The sequence below is a fragment of the Kocuria sp. CPCC 205261 genome (genome assembly GCF_040981025.1).
In the GTDB taxonomy this organism is placed as follows: domain Bacteria; phylum Actinomycetota; class Actinomycetes; order Actinomycetales; family Micrococcaceae; genus Kocuria; species Kocuria marina.
This window is the reverse complement of the sequence record NZ_JAVKPU010000001.1, coordinates 634,129-649,889: the sequence shown is the minus strand read 5'-3', so window position 1 is coordinate 649,889 and position 15,761 is coordinate 634,129. Positions and strand designations below refer to the sequence as shown.

The following is a 15,761-nucleotide window of genomic DNA, read 5'->3' as shown; positions in this document are numbered from 1 at the left end:
ACAGTGTGCTACTTTTCCGCGCGTAATGCGGCATACATCACCTGTGCCAGGTGAACTCCTTCCGCGTCGGTGCCCTGGGCGATCTGCGTGCGGCACGAGAAACCGTCCGCGAGCACGATCGAACCGGGCCCCGCGGCACGGATCGCGGGGAACAGGTTGCGTTCCCCGAGGGTCTGGGAGATCTCGTGGTGACCTGGTTCGAAGCCCCAGTTCCCGGCGAGACCGCAGCAGCCACCGCCCACCACGGCGGTGTCCACCCCGAGCTTCTCGAGCACGCGTAGTTCCGGCGTGAAGTCGCCCTGGGCCTTCTCGTGGCAGTGCACCTGGCACACCGCGGTGCCCGGTCCCGCGTGGGTCTCGAGCGTGTCGAACGGCCAGTCCCCGCCGTCCTCGGCGTGGCGCGCACTGAACTCACCGAGCGTCACCGTGAGGGCCCGGACCTTGTGGGCGCGCGGGTCATCCGGGAGCAGCTCGGTGATGTCGTGCTGGAGCATCACCGTGCAAGACGGTTCCAGCCCGATGATCGGGTAGCCAGCCTCGAGCAGCGGCTCCATCACGTCCAGGGTCTGCAGCAGGGTCCGGCGGGTCATGTCCAACTGCCCGGTGGAGTGCCACGTGAGTCCGCAGCACACGTTTCCCATGGGCATGAGCACGCGGTAGCCCATGGCCTCTAGCACCGCCACGGCGGCCTTGCCGGGCCCGTCCGCGGAGAAGTTCGTGAACGTGTCTGGCCACAGCACCACGGACGGTTTCTCCGCCGACGACGCCGCGCGGCCGCCTCCGCGCGCCACCGCGCCCTGTGGGGTGCGGGTCTTGAACCACGACGTGAGCGGGGTGTCGTTGAAGCGGATCATCCGCCGCTTCGGTTCGATGCCGCCGAGCTTCTTGGTCAGTTCCTCGATGGGACGGAAGCGTTCCAGGAAGTTCACCGCGCGCAGCGAACCGGGGACCCTGGTCACGAGCTTCATGAGCCACGGCATCCACCCCATGGTCAGGTGCGCCATGGGCCGGCGGTCCTTGCCGACGAACGAGCCCAGGCCCTGGCGGAAGTGGTGGTGCAGGAACTCGGCCTTGTAGGTGGCCATGTCCACGTTCACGGGGCACTCCGTGGCGCACGCCTTGCACGAGAGGCACAGGTCCAGGGCCTCGTAGGTCTCCTTGGACTTCCACCCGTCCGTGATGTGCTCGCCGCGCAGCATCTCGGCGAGGGACCGCATGCGCCCGCGGGTCGAGTGCACCTCGTCGTGGGTCGCGTGGAAGGACGGGCACATGGCCCCCGAGTCCGAGCGGCATGCACCCACGCCCACGCAGCGGTTGATGGCCTGGCCGAACGAGCCGTCGTCCGCGGAGAACGCGTGGACCGGGGTCAGCTCGAACGTGCGCGCGCCGGGACCCGGGCGGATGCCCCGGTCGAGGGGTTCGGGATCCACCACGACCCCGGGGTTGAAGAAATTGTCGGGATCGAAGATCCGCTTGAATCGGGCGAAGGCGCCGCGTGCCTCGTCGGAGTAGATGGTACTGAGCAGCTCCGAGCGGGCACGGCCGTCCCCGTGCTCCCCGGAGACCGAGCCGCCGTAGCGGTGCACGAGTTCCGCGGCCCGCTCGATGAACCGGCGGTAGTGGGCCACGCCCTCGTCCGTGTTGAAATCGAAGGAGATCCGAATGTGCACACAGCCCTCGCCGAAGTGGCCGAACGGGATACCGCGCAGGTCCATCTCGTCCAGCAGCGCGTAGAGGTCCTTGAGGTAGGCGCCCAGGTGCTGCGGGGGCACGGCGGAGTCCTCCCACCCGGGCCACGCCTCGCCGCCGTCCGGCAAGCGGGTCACGATCCCCGCACCGGCCTCGCGGATGCGCCACAGGGCGCGGGCCTCGGCGGGATCGCCCACGACCACGGAATCCACCACGGTCTCCTCGACGAGTCCCGGCAGCGCCCGGGCGGCCTCGAACGCGGCCTCCTGGGTGTCCGCGCCCACCTCGCAGTAGAGCCAGCCGCCGCCCTCGGGGAGCTCACGGCCCGCGTTCTCCTGACCGGGACGGGTGCGCAGGGCGTCCAGCAGGTCCGAGCCCATGCCCTCGATCGTGGTGACGCCCCGGACGCGGAACTTCGGGGCCGCGGTGGCCGCCGCGATCGCGTCCGTGAAACCCAGTACCGCGAGCGCTGTGAAGCGCGGCTTGGCCACGAGTTTCACGGTGAGCCGGGTGATGATCCCGCACGTGCCCTCGGTCCCGGCGAACGCCTTGGCCACGTCGAAACCGTTCTCGCTCAACAGGTAGTGCAGTCCGTACCCGGAGACCTGGCGGGGGAACTGGCCCAGTTCGGTGCGCAGCATGGCCAGGTGCCGGTCCCGCAACTGGGTGAGCTGGGAATCCAGTGCGGCGTCCGAGGTGCCGCCCGCGTCCAGGGTGACCTCGCGCCCGTCGGCGAGCATGACCGTGAGCGAGACGAGGTTCTGCGCACTCGTACCCCACGCGACCGAGTGGGAACCGCACGCGTTGTTGGCGACCATCCCGCCCACGGTGGCCCGCGAATGCGTGGAGGGGTCCGGTCCGTAGGTCAGGCCGAACTCGCTCGCGGCGTCCCGCAACTGATCGCAGATCACACCGGGTTCGATCGTGGCGGTGCGGGCGTGCGGATCGATCTCCAGGATGCGGTTGAAGTACCGGGAGGTGTCGATGACCAACCCGTCACCGATCGCGTTGCCCGCCACGGAGGTGCCACCACCGCGGGAGATCACAGGCCAGCCGTTCTCCCGGGCCGTGGACAACAGCTCACGGATCTCCTCGACCGAGCGCGGTTCCGCGACCGCCGCCGGCAGTCGGCGATAGATCGAGGCGTCCGAGACGTAAGCGGCGCGTGTGGTGAGGTCATCCCGGAGAGCAGTCATGCTCCAACTTTCACCCACGCGGCGCCGCGTTACCAACTCGTGTCACCGGTCACGAGGCCGCCGGTGACGACACCGCCGGGCCGGGGCGGCGGTGTCGTGCTGCCACCGCGTCAGCGGCGGACGATCACCACTCGGGGGCGATCGTGATCTCCGCGCCCGCGAGGTCCTCGGACCACTCCACCTGGCACGTGAGCCGGGAGTTGTCGTGGCGGGTGTCGTCCAGCATCTCCAGGAGGTCTTCCTCCTCCTCGTTGGTCCCGCCCGTCTTCACGAACGTGTCCTGGTCCAGGTACGAGTGGCACGTGGAGCACGAGGCGTTGCCGCCGCACGTGGCGAGGATCGGGAACTTGTGGCGGGTGAGGCACTCCATGAGCGTCTCGTAGTCCTTCCACTCGACGCCCTCGGTGCGCTCGCCCTCGCGGTTGGTCACATTGATCAGGATGCTGCTCACGCGGCTGGACCTCCTGGGGTTCTACCCCGTCCGGATGTTGCGGATTACTGGGAACTAGCGGCCATTCTATGATCGGGCGTCAACTCCGGGGACATCGCGTGGCGAAGTGTGATGAGACCCGTACCCGCCCGGCCCCTGCTCAACCCCCGGCGGAGCCGGGCGGTTCCGGCCCGCCCAAGTCCTGGCGGGCCACCAGCTTCTCAGCTCGTCCGGCGCAGGGTCAGCGCCTGGGCCACCCGACCGATCGGACCGTGCTCGTCGAACAGCTCCGAATGAGTCAGGCCCGCGCCGTCCCCGCCGAACTCCACCCGGGTGTCGAGTCCCACCCACGAGGACACCGGGGCGCGGAACATGTGGATGCTCAGATCCACATTGGGGAACGCCCACGGTCCGATCTCCGCGCGTGGAGCGATCCCGTTGGCGGCGTCGACCGAGCTGATGAACCGGGCGGTGGGGGAGGACTCCTCGCCCTCGACCACCGACTTGGTGATCCGCAGCCAGCCCGCGCCGTTGCCGGGTCGGGGCCGCCGGGCGATACGTGCCTCGACGGAGCTGATGAACCCGCCGCCCCACGCCTCGGACATATTGACCGGCTCGCACTGCTCCACGGGGGTCAGCGGCTCGATCTCCCCACCGGCCACGTCCTGGGTGTCCGAGGTCTTCAGCCGCCACAGGCTCAACCGGATGCAGTCCCGCCCGCCGGCGCTCATGGTCGCCTCGACCAACTCGATGGTCCTGCCCGGGCGCAGCACACGCGTGTGCACCTCGATCTCACCACCGGGGATGACCCCCAGAATGTCGAAGGAGAAACGCACCGGCAGCACGTCCTCCCGCGGGTGGTTGCGTTCGATCTCGTGTACCAGCAGGCCGGACGACGCCGCCATGTGCTGTTCCAGGGGGCTCCACGCTCCCTGCGTGTACACCGTGGTGCGGAAACCATGATCGCTCGTGCGCACGTAGTGGGCGTTCGGGACGTCCTCGCCGTTGGCGCCCAGGTGCCCGGGGGCTTCTTCGGTACTCATGCGTGCTCCTGCCTGTCCTGACCGCGGGCGGGGCCGCGTCCGGTTCCTGGAACATGGCCGCCCGCGATGCGAGTGTGTGCCGGAATACACCCTAGGGGAGCGCCGCGGGAACACCTATCGGACTTGCGACGCGTGCCGGGCAGGACGAGTTGCCCGCCCACCCGCGGGCTCACGACCCGCGCACCCGCCCGGCAACCGCCCGCCCGGTCCTCCCAGCGGGTGGCTGCTCCAGTGGTGTAAAAGCAGAATCCGGGCACCCCGAGCTGCTTCTACTCCACTGGGAATTCGGAGCCGGTAGATGCGAGCGCCGGGGCCGAGAGTGGCGGCGTCGTCAGGGCAGCGCGAGCCGGCACACCTTGCGCCACGCCTGGAAGACCTGCCGGGGCAGGGGGCCGGAGGTGTAGCGGATGCCGTACTTACGGCAGATCTCCCGCACGCGGGGTGCGATGCGCGCCAGGTGGTTGGACGGCATGTCCGGAAAGAGGTGGTGTTCGATCTGGAAGGAGAGGTGCCCGCTCATGAAGTGCATGAGGCGTGAACCGTCGATGTTCGCCGAGCCCATGGCCTGGCGGCGGTACCAGTGCCCCCGAGTCTCGTCGCGCACGTCCTCCTCCGTGAAGGTCTCCGCGCCGTCCGGGAAGTGGCCGCAGAAGATGACCGCGTGCGCCCAGACGTTGCGGATCACGTTCGCCGCCAGGAACCCCTTAAGCGACGCCTTCCCCGAACCCGTGAGGGACGCCAGCAGCGGAGAGAACACGAAGTCCTTGGCGGACTGGCGGCCCAGCTTCTTCATCACGCGCTTGAAGTCCTCGAACGTGGCCCGCCCGGACTTCCTGCCGGCCCGGAACTGGTCCAGTTCGATGTCGTAGATCGCGATGCCCCACTCGAATGCCGGTGCCAGGCCCAGGTTGATCACCGGGTTCAGCAGGTTCACGGGCTTCCATGGCTGATCGGGGTCCATGCGCAGCACGTTGTACCCCACGTCCCGATCCTTGCCGAGCACGTTGGTCCACGTGTGGTGCGTCTCGTTGTGGGTGCGCTGCCAGCCCGCCGACGGCGCCACGAAGTCCCACTCCCACGTGGTCGAGTGGATCTCCTTGTCGTTCATCCAGTCCCACTGCCCGTGGAGCACGTTGTGGCCGATCTCCATGTTATTCAGGATCTTGCCCACACTCAGGCACCCCACACCGGCCCACCACAGGGGTTTGTGACGGGAGAAGAGCAGACAGGCCCGCCCCGTCATCTCCAGGCTGCGCTGCAGTACCACCACGCGGCGGATGTACTGGGCGTCGGACTGGCCGCGGCGGGAGAAGACCTCGTCACGCACGGCGTCGAAATCGGCCGCGAGTTCCGCGAGCTCGGCCTCCGTGAGGCGCAGCGGATCGCGGCGCGGGGGTGAACTCGTCACGGCCGTGGTGGCCGTGTGGTGGGCGGCGGGTGCGAGTGTCATGGGGTTCCTTCGTGGGAGGGGGTTGCCGCCGGGTGGATCGTTCCCGGAGGGCGAGTCGAGTGGCGCCGGCTGTGGGCGTCAGGCGTCGAACGCGGCGTGGGGAGCGGGTCGGGTCACGCACGTCTGGACGGGACCGGGTTCACGGTGCAGCTCACCGGTGCGGATGTTGGTCACGGCCCCGTCCGTCAAGGGAACCAGACAACTGTGGCAGATGCCCATACGGCATCCGTGGGGCAGCTGGTGTTGCGCGCGTTCGGCGGCCTCCAGGACGGTTTCGTCCGGGCCCACCTCCAGGGTCATCTCGGAACGGGTGAACCAAACTTCCCCGCGTTGGCCGCCGCTGAACTGCCTGGTGACATCGAAGCGTTCCACCACGGGGGGGCCGCCGTGGCTGCGCGAGAGGTCCTCCACGGCGCTGACGAACGAGTCCGGGCCGCTCGCGTACGTCACCCGGTCCGCGTGATCAGGACACAGCTCGGCCAGGGCATCGGCGTCGGAGGCGTCGAGGCGGCCGCGTTCCTCGGTGAACCAGAAGACCGGCCGCAGACCCGGGAACTGGTCCGCGAGTTCCAGGATCTCGTCGTGGAAGATGCACGACTCCCGGCTCCGGGACACGTAGACCAGCACGACGTCGTGGTCCGGCCTGCGCGGCATGAGGGTCCGCAGCATGGACATCACCGGGGTGATCCCGGAACCGGCCACCATGAACAGCAATTCTGTGGGGGTGTCCGGGAGCAGGAACTGTCCTTCGGGGCGTTCCAGGTAGAGCACGTTGCCCGGGGCGGCGCGCTCAACGATGTGTTCGGACACCAGGCCCTGCGCTTTGACGGTGATCGACGGGTCACCGTGTTCGGGGGCGCTGATGGAGTACGGACGCCAGATCCGCTTCCCGTCCACTTCCACGCCGATCCGCGCCCACTGCCCCGCCCGGTGCGGGATCCACCCCTCACCCGCGGTGAAGAACAGGGTCACGGTGTCGGGGGTCTCGCGCCGCACGTGCGTGATGCGGCCTCGTGTGTAATGTGCGCTCGTCAGGGAGCCGAAGACCTGCGCGAAGGACCGCGGGTCCTGGGGGTAGCTCAGGATTCCAGCGGCTGCACGAAAGAATCCCTTGATCCCGGTGTGGCCCATACCCCAGTTTTACCTATTAGTAAGTAAACGTGCAATATGCGTCCAGCATGTGGGCGCCCCTGCACCCCTCTGCTTTTACCGAGTAGAAGCAGCATCCGAGCACCCCGAGCTGCTTTTGCTCCACTAGATATTCGAGGAGGGCGGATGTGGCGCGGAGCTGACGTGATCTGGACAACACCCCCGCACTTGGGCACTGTGGCTACTACGCGCGCGGACCCGGGGGCGCCGTCGTCCCCGGATCCGCGCCGACTCCGAGGACCCGACCATGAGGGGAACCCCGCCATGACCGATCCCGCACCGCATACGCCGCCATCCACCGAGGACGAACCGCAGGGCGAGGCCCGCGCCGACACCGTGGGGGCTCTGCTGCAACGGGCCGTGTCGCGCAACGGCGGTGCCACCGCGTTGCTCTTCCAGGACCGGTGCTGGTCGTACCGGGAGCTGGAGGACGCGGTCCGGCGGGTCGCCCGCCGCCTGGCCGATGCGGGCCTGACCCCGGGGACGCGCGTCGCGGCGTTCGGCGTGAACTCGGACGTCTACGCGATCCTGTACCTCGCGTGCGCCCAAGCGGGGCTCGTGCACGTCCCCGTCAACTTCGCGCTGAAAGGGGACGAGCTCGCGTACGTTCTCGAGGACTCCGGGGCCACCACGGTGATTGCCGATCCCGAACTGTTGCCGCTCGTGGCGCAGGTCCGGGACTCCGGGAGAGCACGCGCCGTCGAACGCGTCCTGCCCATGCTGCCCGGCGGCGAGGACGACGACACCTCGCTTCAGGAGACCGCGCTCGATCCCCGGGCCGACGACGCTGCCGTCCGGGTGACGGTGCGCGGCCACGATCTTTTGCAGCTGCTTTACACCTCCGGCACCACGTCCGCGCCCAAGGGCGCCATGATGACGCACGCCGCTCTGTTGGCCGAGTACACGTCCGCGATCATCGCGCTGGACCTGACCGCGCAGGACCGTCCGCTCGTGGCCATGCCGCTCTACCACTCGGCGGGCATGCACGTGTTCCTGCTGCCCTACCTCGCTCTGGGGGCGGCGGTGCGATTGACCCGGAAACCGGATATCGCCGAGATCCTGCAGCTGGTCGAGGAGGAGCACGTGGGTTCGCTGTTCCTGGCGCCCACCGTATGGGTGCCGCTGAGCAATCACCCCGACCTCGAGACTCGGGACCTGTCGTCGTTGCGCAAGGCGCAGTACGGCGCGTCCATCATGCCCGTCACGGTGCTGCAACGGTTGCGCTCCCGCTATCCGGGCATCGGGTTCTACAACTGCTTCGGGCAGTCGGAACTCGGGCCCCTGTGCACCGTCCTGACACCCGCCGAGCACGACGCCCGTCCGGCGTCGTGTGGGCGTCCCGTGTTCAACGTGGAGGCGCGGGTGGTCACGTCCGAGGGCCGGGTCGCTCAACCCGGGGAGCCAGGGGAGATCCAGTACCGCTCCCCGCAGCTGCTGACCGGCTACTGGAACAAGACAGAGGCCACGGCGGACGCGTTCGTGGACGACTGGTTCCGTTCCGGGGACCGGGTGGTGCAGGACGAACAGGGGTACATTCAGGTGGTGGACCGGATCAAGGACGTGATCAACACCGGGGGTGTCCTGGTGGCTCCTCGCGAGATCGAGGACTGCATCTACGAGCTGCCCGACGTCGCCGAGGTCGCGGTGGTGGGGCTCCCGGACGAACGGTGGATCGAGGCCGTCACGGCGGTGATCGTCCCCAAGGAGGGATCGGAGCTCACCGCGGAGTCGGTGCGCTCCCATGTGAAGGCCCGCCTGGCCGATTACAAGGTGCCCAAGCGTGTGGACTTCGTCGCGGAGCTGCCCCGCAACCAGTCCGGCAAGTTGCTCAAGCGCGAACTGCGGGCGGAACGGACGAACCCGGTATGAGGCAGGAGGACACCGTGGAACACCCCGATGCCGTCCGGGTGGAGCACAGAGCCGGCGTGGTGCGGATCGTGTGGGACCGCGCGGCCACCGGCAACGCCGTGGACCTGGACCTCGCGCGCGAGACACTGTCCGCCCTGCGACGGGCGGAAGCCGATCCCACCGTCCACGTGCTGACCCTCACGGGTTCGGGGCGGTTCTTCAGCGCGGGCGGTGACGTCAAGGGCATGGCCGGTCGTCCGGCCACCGAGCGTCCCGGGTTCCTGCGGGAACTCGCCTCCGCGGCCCGGGATCTGGCCCTGGCCATGGTGCGCTCGCGGCTGCTCATCATCGCCGGGGTCAATGGCACGGCGGCCGGGGCCGGACTGGGGGTGATCCTCAACTCCGACTGGGCGCTCATCCGGGAGGACGCCACCGTGCTCGCCGCCTACGCCGCGATCGGCCTGACGCCGGACACCGGTGTGTCCTATCTGCTGCCCCGCGCAGTGGGTCATCAACGTTCGGTGGAACTGACCCTCGGGGGTCGCCGGCTCACCGGGACGGAAGCGGTCGAGTGGGGGATTGCTGCTGAATCCGTTTCGGCGGAGGAGTTCGCCGAGCGATTGACGGAGGTGGAGGACCGTTTCGTCGCGGGAACCGCCGGTTCCTACGGGTCCACGAAGCGCTTGCTGCGCCGCGGCGTCGTCGCGGAGTACGAGACCCACCTGGCGGAGGAGATCAGCGTGATCGCCGAGCGCTCCGGGACTCCGGAGTCCGTGGCCCTCGTGGACGGCTTCGCGGGCCGGGGGTGAACCGGCTCCGGTCATGAACGAGGCCCCTACTTCCCCGGAAATTCGGGGAGGCAGGGGCCTCGAAATTTGGCGGTGACGGTGGGATTTGAACCCACGTTGGCTTTGACACCAAACATCATTTCGAGTGATGCACCTTCGGCCGCTCGGACACGTCACCAACTCCCAGCACTTTACAGCCCGGGGCGCAACCCCTCCAAACCAGGGCTGGGCACGGCCCGGTTCAGGGGTTGCGGTGGCCCCGGAAGAACTCGTGCAGCAAGGCGGCGCACTCGGCCTCGCGAACCCCGCCCGTGACCTCCACCCAGTGGTTCAGGCGCGGATCACGCACGATGTCGAACACCGATCCGCACGCCCCCGCCTTGGGGTCCCATGCCCCGAACACCACGGTGGGCACCCGAGCCAGCACGATCGCCCCGGCGCACATGGCGCACGGTTCGAGCGTCACCATCAGGGTGCAGCCTTCCAGCCGCCAGGACCCCAGCGCGCGGGAAGCCTTTCGCAGGGCCAGGACCTCGGCGTGGGCGGTGGGATCGCCGTCGGCCTCGCGGCGGTTGTACCCGCGCCCGATGACCCGGCCGTCCGGGTCCAGGACGACGGCGCCGATCGGCACGTCCCCCGTGCCTTCCGTGGCGCGGGCCTCTGACAGAGCCAGGTCCATCCAGCCCGAGAGCTGGATGGACCTGGCGGTGTGCGGTAATGCCACGCTGTGTCAGCGCTGGACGCGGTTCTGGTTGAACCACGCGGAGGTAGGGGCGCGGAACGCGGTCACGATCCACAGGATGTCCACCACGACCTTCACGATCATCAGGATGGCCATGATGATGTTCCACGGCGCGGGGTAGATGAAGACACCGAACAGGCCGAAGATCCCGCTCAGGATGGCGATGGCCGCGAGGACGGTGCCCAGGATGCGAGCCCAGTTCTTGCCCTTCTTCAGGCCGTTGTAGACCAGGAAGTACAGCGCGAGTCCGATGATCAGGCTGATGATGCTGGCGACGGGACCGGTGGTCATGGCCATCTGGCTCGCGCTCTGATCGGCCATTTCCGTGCTCAGGCCCATGTCGCGGTACATCTGGGTGTAGTCCACGCTGCTCGCCGCGATCAGGCCGATGATGCCGTTGAGCACGTAGAGCCCCAGGGACGCCAGGGTCAGCTTGAGCAGCTTGTCCACCGTGGAGGGGCGGTCCATGGTGCCGGTGTACTGGTTGGGGTTGTACTCCGAGGTGCCGTACTTGCCGCCGGTCATGCCGTACTGCTGGCCCTGGGGCGCGCCGTTGACTGCGCCCTGCCCGCGGGGCTGGGGCGGCACGGGCTGGGTCGCGCCCGGGTCACCGTACGGAGGGTTGTGCGGGTTGTTGTTGGGGGTGTCGTTGCTCATGAGGACTGTCCTTCCTGTGCATCGTGCGAGTGATACTGCGTGAGTGTGGGGGGATTACTCGTATCGAAGGGCATTGATGGGATCCTGCCGGGCCGCCCGCATGGCGGGGATGGTCCCGGCGAGGAACGCGATGAACATCACCGCGAGGATGATGATCATGATCTTGAGCGGGTCGAACAAGAACAGACTCAGCCCGGGCAGCGAGGAAAGCAACCCGTTGGAGAGGACCCCGCTGAGGATGCTGCCGGTGGCCACGCCCACGGCGGCTCCGATCGCGGAGCCCAGGAAACCGATGAAGATGGCCTCGAGGGAGAACAGGCCGAAGACCTTGCCCCCGCTCATCCCCATGGCCTTCATGAGCCCGATCTCGCGGGTGCGTTCCTGGACGGACATGAGCAGCGTGTTCACGATGCCGAATCCGGCCGCGAGCAGCGCGATGATCGCGAAGGAGTTGAGGATCCACACGATTCCGTTGATCACGGCCCGGAACATCCCGAGCTGGTCCTCGACCGTCACGCCCAGCATGTCGTCGTCCGCGAGCTGGGACTTGATGGGGCCCACCTCGGCGTTGTCGCTCAGGTTGGCCGTGGCGGTGAAGTACGTGTTGGGCATCTCCCGGGGTGAGCCCGAGGTCTGGTACTCGTACAGCTTCTTGTTCAGCTCCGACGAGGGAATGGGGCTGGTGGACGCGCCCGCGAGGGAGGCCTGGCTGATGCCGGAGACCCGGACGTCGAAGGCTCGGGTCTCGCCGGCGGCGTTGCGCATGGCGATCGTCACGGTTTTGCCCACGGCGTCCTCGTTGGAGTCGAAGCCCAGGGGCGCCACCCAGGAGGCGGGCAGCAGGATCTCGTCCGCGGACCGGTCCGGGGTCTCACCGGCCTCCAGCTGCAGCCCTTCCGCTTCCGCCGGGGAGCCCAGGCTCAGCTGGAACTTCTTGCCGTCGGGGGCCTCCAGGTAGGTGGGCGTGACCATGTACATGGGGTCCACGGACTCCACGCCGTCGATATCCCTGATCTTGTCGATGTCGGCGTCCGTGAGCCCTGCGATCGAACCGAACCCCGTCTGCACATTGGCCCGCTCGGGGTCGTACTCGGTGGGCCCGTCCTCCTGGTCGGAGCCGGGGGTGGAGCGCTCGGACACCTTCTGGACGTACAGGGCGTTCTGGTTACCGAACGCGGCCACGGTCTTGTCGATGTAGTCGTTGACGCCGGTGCCGATGCCCGAGGTCAGCGTGAGCGTGAAGGAACCGATGAAGATGGCGATCACGGTCAGGATGGTGCGGGCCTTGGACCGGAACGTGTTGGCGATCGCCGTGCGCAGCAGATCGAGGAATTTCACGCGGTGGCTCCTGGCTGGTCGGTCGGGCGGTGTGGGGTGTTGGTGGCCCAAGGGGCGGCGTGCTTGCCCGGCCGCACGGGTTCCTGGGCGGCGCGGGTGAGCTCGGCGGCGTCGGCCTCGCTGAGGGTGATCATCTCGCCGGTCGTGGGCTCGGTGATCCGGACGGTCCCGGTGGCGTCGTCGGCGCCCGCCGGGTGCGCGGCGCGGCGCGGCTGCCGATCGACGACGTCGTTCGTGGCCGCCTCCGGGGTCGGTACGATCCGCCCGTCCACGAGGTAGATCTGCCGGGAGCACCGCTGCGCGAGGTCCAGATCGTGGGTCACGACCACCAGGGTGATGCCCTTGTCCCGGTTGAGCCCAAAGAGGATATCCTCCACAACCCGGGACGTTGCCGAGTCCAGGTTCCCGGTGGGCTCGTCCGCGAAGATCACGGAGGGTTCGTTGATCAGGGCTCGCGCGATCACCACGCGCTGTTTCTGACCACCCGAAAGATCGGTGGCCTTGTTCTCGGCCTTGTCCGCCATGTCCAGTTGGTCGAGGACTTCCATGCCGCGGCGTTTGCGCTCACCGGCCGGAACACCCGCGATCTTCAGGGGGAGCGTGACGTTTTCCAACACGCTCTGATTGGGGGTCAGGAAGAACTGCTGGAACACGAAACCGAACGCGGAATTGCGCAGTTCGTTGATTTCTTTGGCATTCAGATCCCCGGTGGGCTTGCCCTCCAGGGCCACGACGCCGTGCGTGGGGGCGTCCAGCAACGCCAGCAGGTGCATGAGAGTGGATTTGCCCGAACCGGATTTTCCCACCACCGCAACGGACTCGCCTTTGCCGATCTCCAGGTTGATGCCCTTGAGGGCGTCGAAGCGGGTTTCTCCTCTGCCGTAGATCTTGACCAAATTCTCCGTTTCGAGAACCGGAGCCGTCATATTCAGGTGTCCCTTCCGAGGATTGCCGTGCGCAGAACCATGTCGAGTCTCCCGTATGACCCTATGGCACGTCCTCGTCCCCTCGGCTGATCTTCCCCGGCGTGTGATGAATCTGTGACGTCCGCGGGCCCTGCGGCGGCTGCTAGATTCTGAGGTATGCGAGTCACTGTCTTGGATCACCCCCTGGTCGCCCACAAACTGAGTGTGCTGCGCGACAAGGACACCTCCTCCCCGGTGTTCCGGTTGTTGGTGGAGGAACTGGTCACCCTGCTGGCGTACGAGGCGACCCGGGACGTGCGCGTGGAGCCGGTCACGGTACGGACCCCGGTGGCCGAGACCCAGGGGATCGCGCTCGCGTACCCGCGGCCGCTCGTGGTGCCCATCCTGCGCGCGGGGCTGGGCATGCTCGAGGGGATGACCCGGTTGATCCCCACCGCGGAGGTCGGGTTCCTGGGGATGGCGCGTGACGACACCACGCTGGACATCATCACGTACGCCGAACGGCTGCCGGACGATCTCACGGGCCGTCAGGTGTACGTGCTCGATCCCATGCTCGCCACGGGTGGCACGCTGAGCGAGGCCATCAAGTTCCTCTACCGCCGCGGTGCCGAACAGATCACGTGCGTGTGCTTGCTGGCGGCGCCCGAGGGCCTCGACCGGTTGACCCGGGAACTGGACGACAGCGAGGTCAATGTGGTGCTGGCGTCCGTGGACGAACGACTGGACGAGAACGCGTACATCGTTCCCGGCCTCGGGGATGCGGGCGACCGCCTGTACGGCGTCGCGCACTGAGGCCCCCGCTCGTCGGCTCTCGGAAAGCATCTCGAGCGGGGAAGTAGCCCCTCATCTCGGCGAGAATGCAATCCATTTCGCCATGGGATCGCGTGAATCAAGAGTAGGTCTCACTATGTGAGAAAAAAACCCATATATTACTTGCCAGTCCAGCCGCGCGTCGCAGAACATGATGACAATGCCGTTTTCCAGGGAATTCATGGGAACGGGGGCATCACGAGGCAGGGGTTCGAATGTCAGGCGCACCGGGTTACGTCCACATCTCGCAGCGACACCGACTGGGTGGAGCCCAGTCCACGGCCCGACCCCGCGGGGCGCATCGCATGGTGGGGACCGCTGAGGATTTCCGACACCTGCGTTCCGTCGCCGCCGAACACGGTGCCGATTCACGCCTGGAACGTCAACCGGGCGCGGGGCAGCAGCCCACCGAGGCCCGCGGCTTCGTGATCTACGTGGGCGTGGACGAGCAAGCCGCCGCCGACCGCGGGATCAACCTCGTGCAGCTCGTGCAGGACGTCCGCCAGTTCATCAGCTCCGCGGTCCCCGAGTCCGATTCCTACGCCGCCGTGGCCCTCGCCCCGGTGCACGCGGAAGGTACGGACCTCGAAGTCGTGCGCAGCGCGTTGGGTGACCCCACGTTCTCGGACCCGGTGATCGAACCCATTGCGCCGCTGCCCGCGGCCGGTGCCGGGAGCGCGATTGACTGTCAGCGGGTGGGCGTGTTGATCGACCTCTCCCGCCGCGAAGTGTTCCTGGACGGGGAGCTGCTGAACCTGACCCACCGCGAGTTCGAACTGCTCAACTACCTCGTGGAGAACGGCACCCGCACCGTGGGTCGCACCGAGCTGCTCGACAGCCTGTGGGGCGACGCCGAGGAGGTCCCCTCCGAGCGCACGATCGACGTGCATGTGCGGCGGTTGCGTTCTAAGCTGGGTCGCTTGGCCAACACCGTGCGCACCGTTCGCGGTCAGGGGTACCGGTTCTACGACCACCCCGAGGTCGTCGTGTGGGCCGCGCCCGAGTACTCCATCTGATCCTCCTCAGTCGCGAGACCGCGCTCACCCGGGAGCGCGCCGTCGCGTTGCTTCCGTGACCGGGCTGCACCCCGCCGTGACACACTGGGGCCCATGGCACCCCACGACCTCAAGCACCTGGTGATCATGCGGCACGGGGAAGCGGACTTCCCGCGGGACGTCCCGGACCACGACCGCCCCCTGGCGCCGCGCGGTGCCCGTGAGGCCGCGGACGTGGGACGATGGCTGGCCGAACATGCCGCGCCGGACATGATCCTGGTGTCCCCGGCGCTGCGCACCCGCCAGACCATCACGTGGGTGTGCCATGAACTCGGGGAGAAGGCCCCCACGCCGCAGTTGTGGGACGGGCTCTACGACGCCACGGACGCGCAGATCATCGCGGCCGTGAACCACGCCCCGGAAACCGTGCGCACCCTCATGGTGGTCGCCCACATGCCCGGGGTGCTGGACACCGTCCTGCGCCTGGCCTCTCGTGACTCGGACCAGGACGCCATGATGGATGCCGCCACGGGTTTCCCGACCGGGGGCACCGCGGTGCTCGAGGTCCCCGGGGACTGGGCCGTGCTCGACGGCGCCGACGCCCGCCTCACGCGCTTCCACACCCCGGGGGTCTAGAACCCGCACGGTTCCATGCGCCGCAGGCATGGAGCTCATGCGGAGCCCCCTCGGGTGTGGAGCT

The 15,761-nt window shown here is 68.0% G+C and carries 14 protein-coding genes and 1 tRNA gene; 5 read left to right on the top strand and 10 right to left on the bottom strand.

Translation table 11 applies throughout. The features are described from left to right. Positions 1-8: 8 nt before the first annotated feature. From RF646_RS03020 to RF646_RS03000, 5 genes are all read right to left on the bottom strand, one after another. Complete coding sequence (locus RF646_RS03020; RefSeq protein ID WP_368835163.1) at positions 9-2,885, bottom strand: FAD-binding and (Fe-S)-binding domain-containing protein; 2,877 nt, start codon at positions 2,883-2,885, stop codon at positions 9-11. Positions 2,886-3,009: 124 nt separating this feature from the next. Continuing rightward, entirely contained in the window at positions 3,010-3,336 is a 327-nt protein-coding gene (locus RF646_RS03015; RefSeq protein ID WP_085106094.1) for a 2Fe-2S iron-sulfur cluster-binding protein, read from the bottom strand. A 200-nt stretch (positions 3,337-3,536) separates the two neighbouring features. Continuing rightward, positions 3,537-4,358 (bottom strand): thioesterase family protein, encoded by an 822-nt coding sequence (locus RF646_RS03010; RefSeq protein ID WP_368835162.1) that lies wholly within the window; start codon positions 4,356-4,358, stop codon positions 3,537-3,539. A gap of 331 nt (positions 4,359-4,689) precedes the next feature. Further along, entirely contained in the window at positions 4,690-5,808 is a 1,119-nt protein-coding gene (locus tag RF646_RS03005) for a fatty acid desaturase (protein ID WP_368835161.1), read from the bottom strand. Positions 5,809-5,886: 78 nt separating this feature from the next. Continuing rightward, positions 5,887-6,939, bottom strand: coding sequence for a flavin reductase family protein (locus RF646_RS03000; RefSeq protein ID WP_368835160.1), 1,053 nt, complete (start codon positions 6,937-6,939; stop codon positions 5,887-5,889). Positions 6,940-7,221: 282 nt separating this feature from the next. On the opposite strand from RF646_RS03000, the gene RF646_RS02995 reads away from it, so the two are divergent. Both RF646_RS02995 and RF646_RS02990 read left to right on the top strand, forming a co-directional pair. Continuing rightward, positions 7,222-8,826 (top strand): fatty acyl-CoA synthetase, encoded by a 1,605-nt coding sequence (locus tag RF646_RS02995; protein ID WP_368835159.1) that lies wholly within the window; start codon positions 7,222-7,224, stop codon positions 8,824-8,826. Between the two features lie 14 nt (positions 8,827-8,840). After that, the gene (locus RF646_RS02990) at positions 8,841-9,614 is read left to right on the top strand and encodes an enoyl-CoA hydratase/isomerase family protein (protein WP_368835158.1); all 774 of its coding nucleotides are present in this window, start codon (positions 8,841-8,843) and stop codon (positions 9,612-9,614) included. A gap of 67 nt (positions 9,615-9,681) precedes the next feature. Here RF646_RS02990 and RF646_RS02985 read toward each other — a convergent pair. From RF646_RS02985 to RF646_RS02965, 5 genes are all read right to left on the bottom strand, one after another. Beyond that, positions 9,682-9,771, bottom strand: a tRNA-Ser gene (locus tag RF646_RS02985). A gap of 63 nt (positions 9,772-9,834) precedes the next feature. After that, on the bottom strand, positions 9,835-10,272 hold the full coding sequence (gene tadA / locus RF646_RS02980) for a tRNA adenosine(34) deaminase TadA (RefSeq protein WP_368835183.1): 438 nt from the start codon (positions 10,270-10,272) through the stop codon (positions 9,835-9,837). Between the two features lie 51 nt (positions 10,273-10,323). Then, positions 10,324-10,992, bottom strand: a complete 669-nt coding sequence (locus tag RF646_RS02975) for a hypothetical protein (RefSeq protein WP_131332260.1) — start codon at positions 10,990-10,992, stop codon at positions 10,324-10,326. Between the two features lie 54 nt (positions 10,993-11,046). After that, positions 11,047-12,330, bottom strand: coding sequence for an ABC transporter permease (locus RF646_RS02970; protein WP_368835157.1), 1,284 nt, complete (start codon positions 12,328-12,330; stop codon positions 11,047-11,049). Continuing rightward, positions 12,327-13,256 (bottom strand): ABC transporter ATP-binding protein, encoded by a 930-nt coding sequence (locus tag RF646_RS02965; RefSeq protein ID WP_368835156.1) that lies wholly within the window; start codon positions 13,254-13,256, stop codon positions 12,327-12,329. The genes RF646_RS02970 and RF646_RS02965 overlap by 4 nt, the downstream gene beginning before the upstream one ends. A gap of 156 nt (positions 13,257-13,412) precedes the next feature. On the opposite strand from RF646_RS02965, the gene upp reads away from it, so the two are divergent. The 3 genes from upp to RF646_RS02950 all read left to right on the top strand — a co-directional run bounded on the left by upp (position 13,413) and on the right by RF646_RS02950 (position 15,697). After that, the gene (gene upp, locus RF646_RS02960) at positions 13,413-14,048 is read left to right on the top strand and encodes a uracil phosphoribosyltransferase (protein ID WP_064845136.1); all 636 of its coding nucleotides are present in this window, start codon (positions 13,413-13,415) and stop codon (positions 14,046-14,048) included. A 233-nt stretch (positions 14,049-14,281) separates the two neighbouring features. Beyond that, positions 14,282-15,082, top strand: a complete 801-nt coding sequence (locus RF646_RS02955) for a winged helix-turn-helix domain-containing protein (RefSeq protein ID WP_144997161.1) — start codon at positions 14,282-14,284, stop codon at positions 15,080-15,082. 93 nt (positions 15,083-15,175) lie between these two features. Further along, on the top strand, positions 15,176-15,697 hold the full coding sequence (locus tag RF646_RS02950; RefSeq protein WP_144997163.1) for a histidine phosphatase family protein: 522 nt from the start codon (positions 15,176-15,178) through the stop codon (positions 15,695-15,697). The last annotated feature ends 64 nt before the right edge of the window (positions 15,698-15,761 follow it).

Coding starts and splice junctions, on each gene's coding strand:
- RF646_RS03020 (WP_368835163.1), bottom strand. CDS start 2,885: ATGACTGCTCTCCGGGATGACCTCACCACACGCGCCGCTTACGTCTCG.
- RF646_RS03010 (WP_368835162.1), bottom strand. CDS start 4,358: ATGAGTACCGAAGAAGCCCCCGGGCACCTGGGCGCCAACGGCGAGGAC.
- RF646_RS03005 (WP_368835161.1), bottom strand. CDS start 5,808: ATGACACTCGCACCCGCCGCCCACCACACGGCCACCACGGCCGTGACG.
- RF646_RS03000 (WP_368835160.1), bottom strand. CDS start 6,939: ATGGGCCACACCGGGATCAAGGGATTCTTTCGTGCAGCCGCTGGAATC.
- RF646_RS02995 (WP_368835159.1), top strand. CDS start 7,222: ATGACCGATCCCGCACCGCATACGCCGCCATCCACCGAGGACGAACCG.
- tadA (WP_368835183.1), bottom strand. CDS start 10,272: ATGGACCTGGCTCTGTCAGAGGCCCGCGCCACGGAAGGCACGGGGGAC.
- RF646_RS02975 (WP_131332260.1), bottom strand. CDS start 10,992: ATGAGCAACGACACCCCCAACAACAACCCGCACAACCCTCCGTACGGT.
- RF646_RS02965 (WP_368835156.1), bottom strand. CDS start 13,256: ATGACGGCTCCGGTTCTCGAAACGGAGAATTTGGTCAAGATCTACGGC.
- upp (WP_064845136.1), top strand. CDS start 13,413: ATGCGAGTCACTGTCTTGGATCACCCCCTGGTCGCCCACAAACTGAGT.
- RF646_RS02955 (WP_144997161.1), top strand. CDS start 14,282: ATGTCAGGCGCACCGGGTTACGTCCACATCTCGCAGCGACACCGACTG.
- RF646_RS02950 (WP_144997163.1), top strand. CDS start 15,176: ATGGCACCCCACGACCTCAAGCACCTGGTGATCATGCGGCACGGGGAA.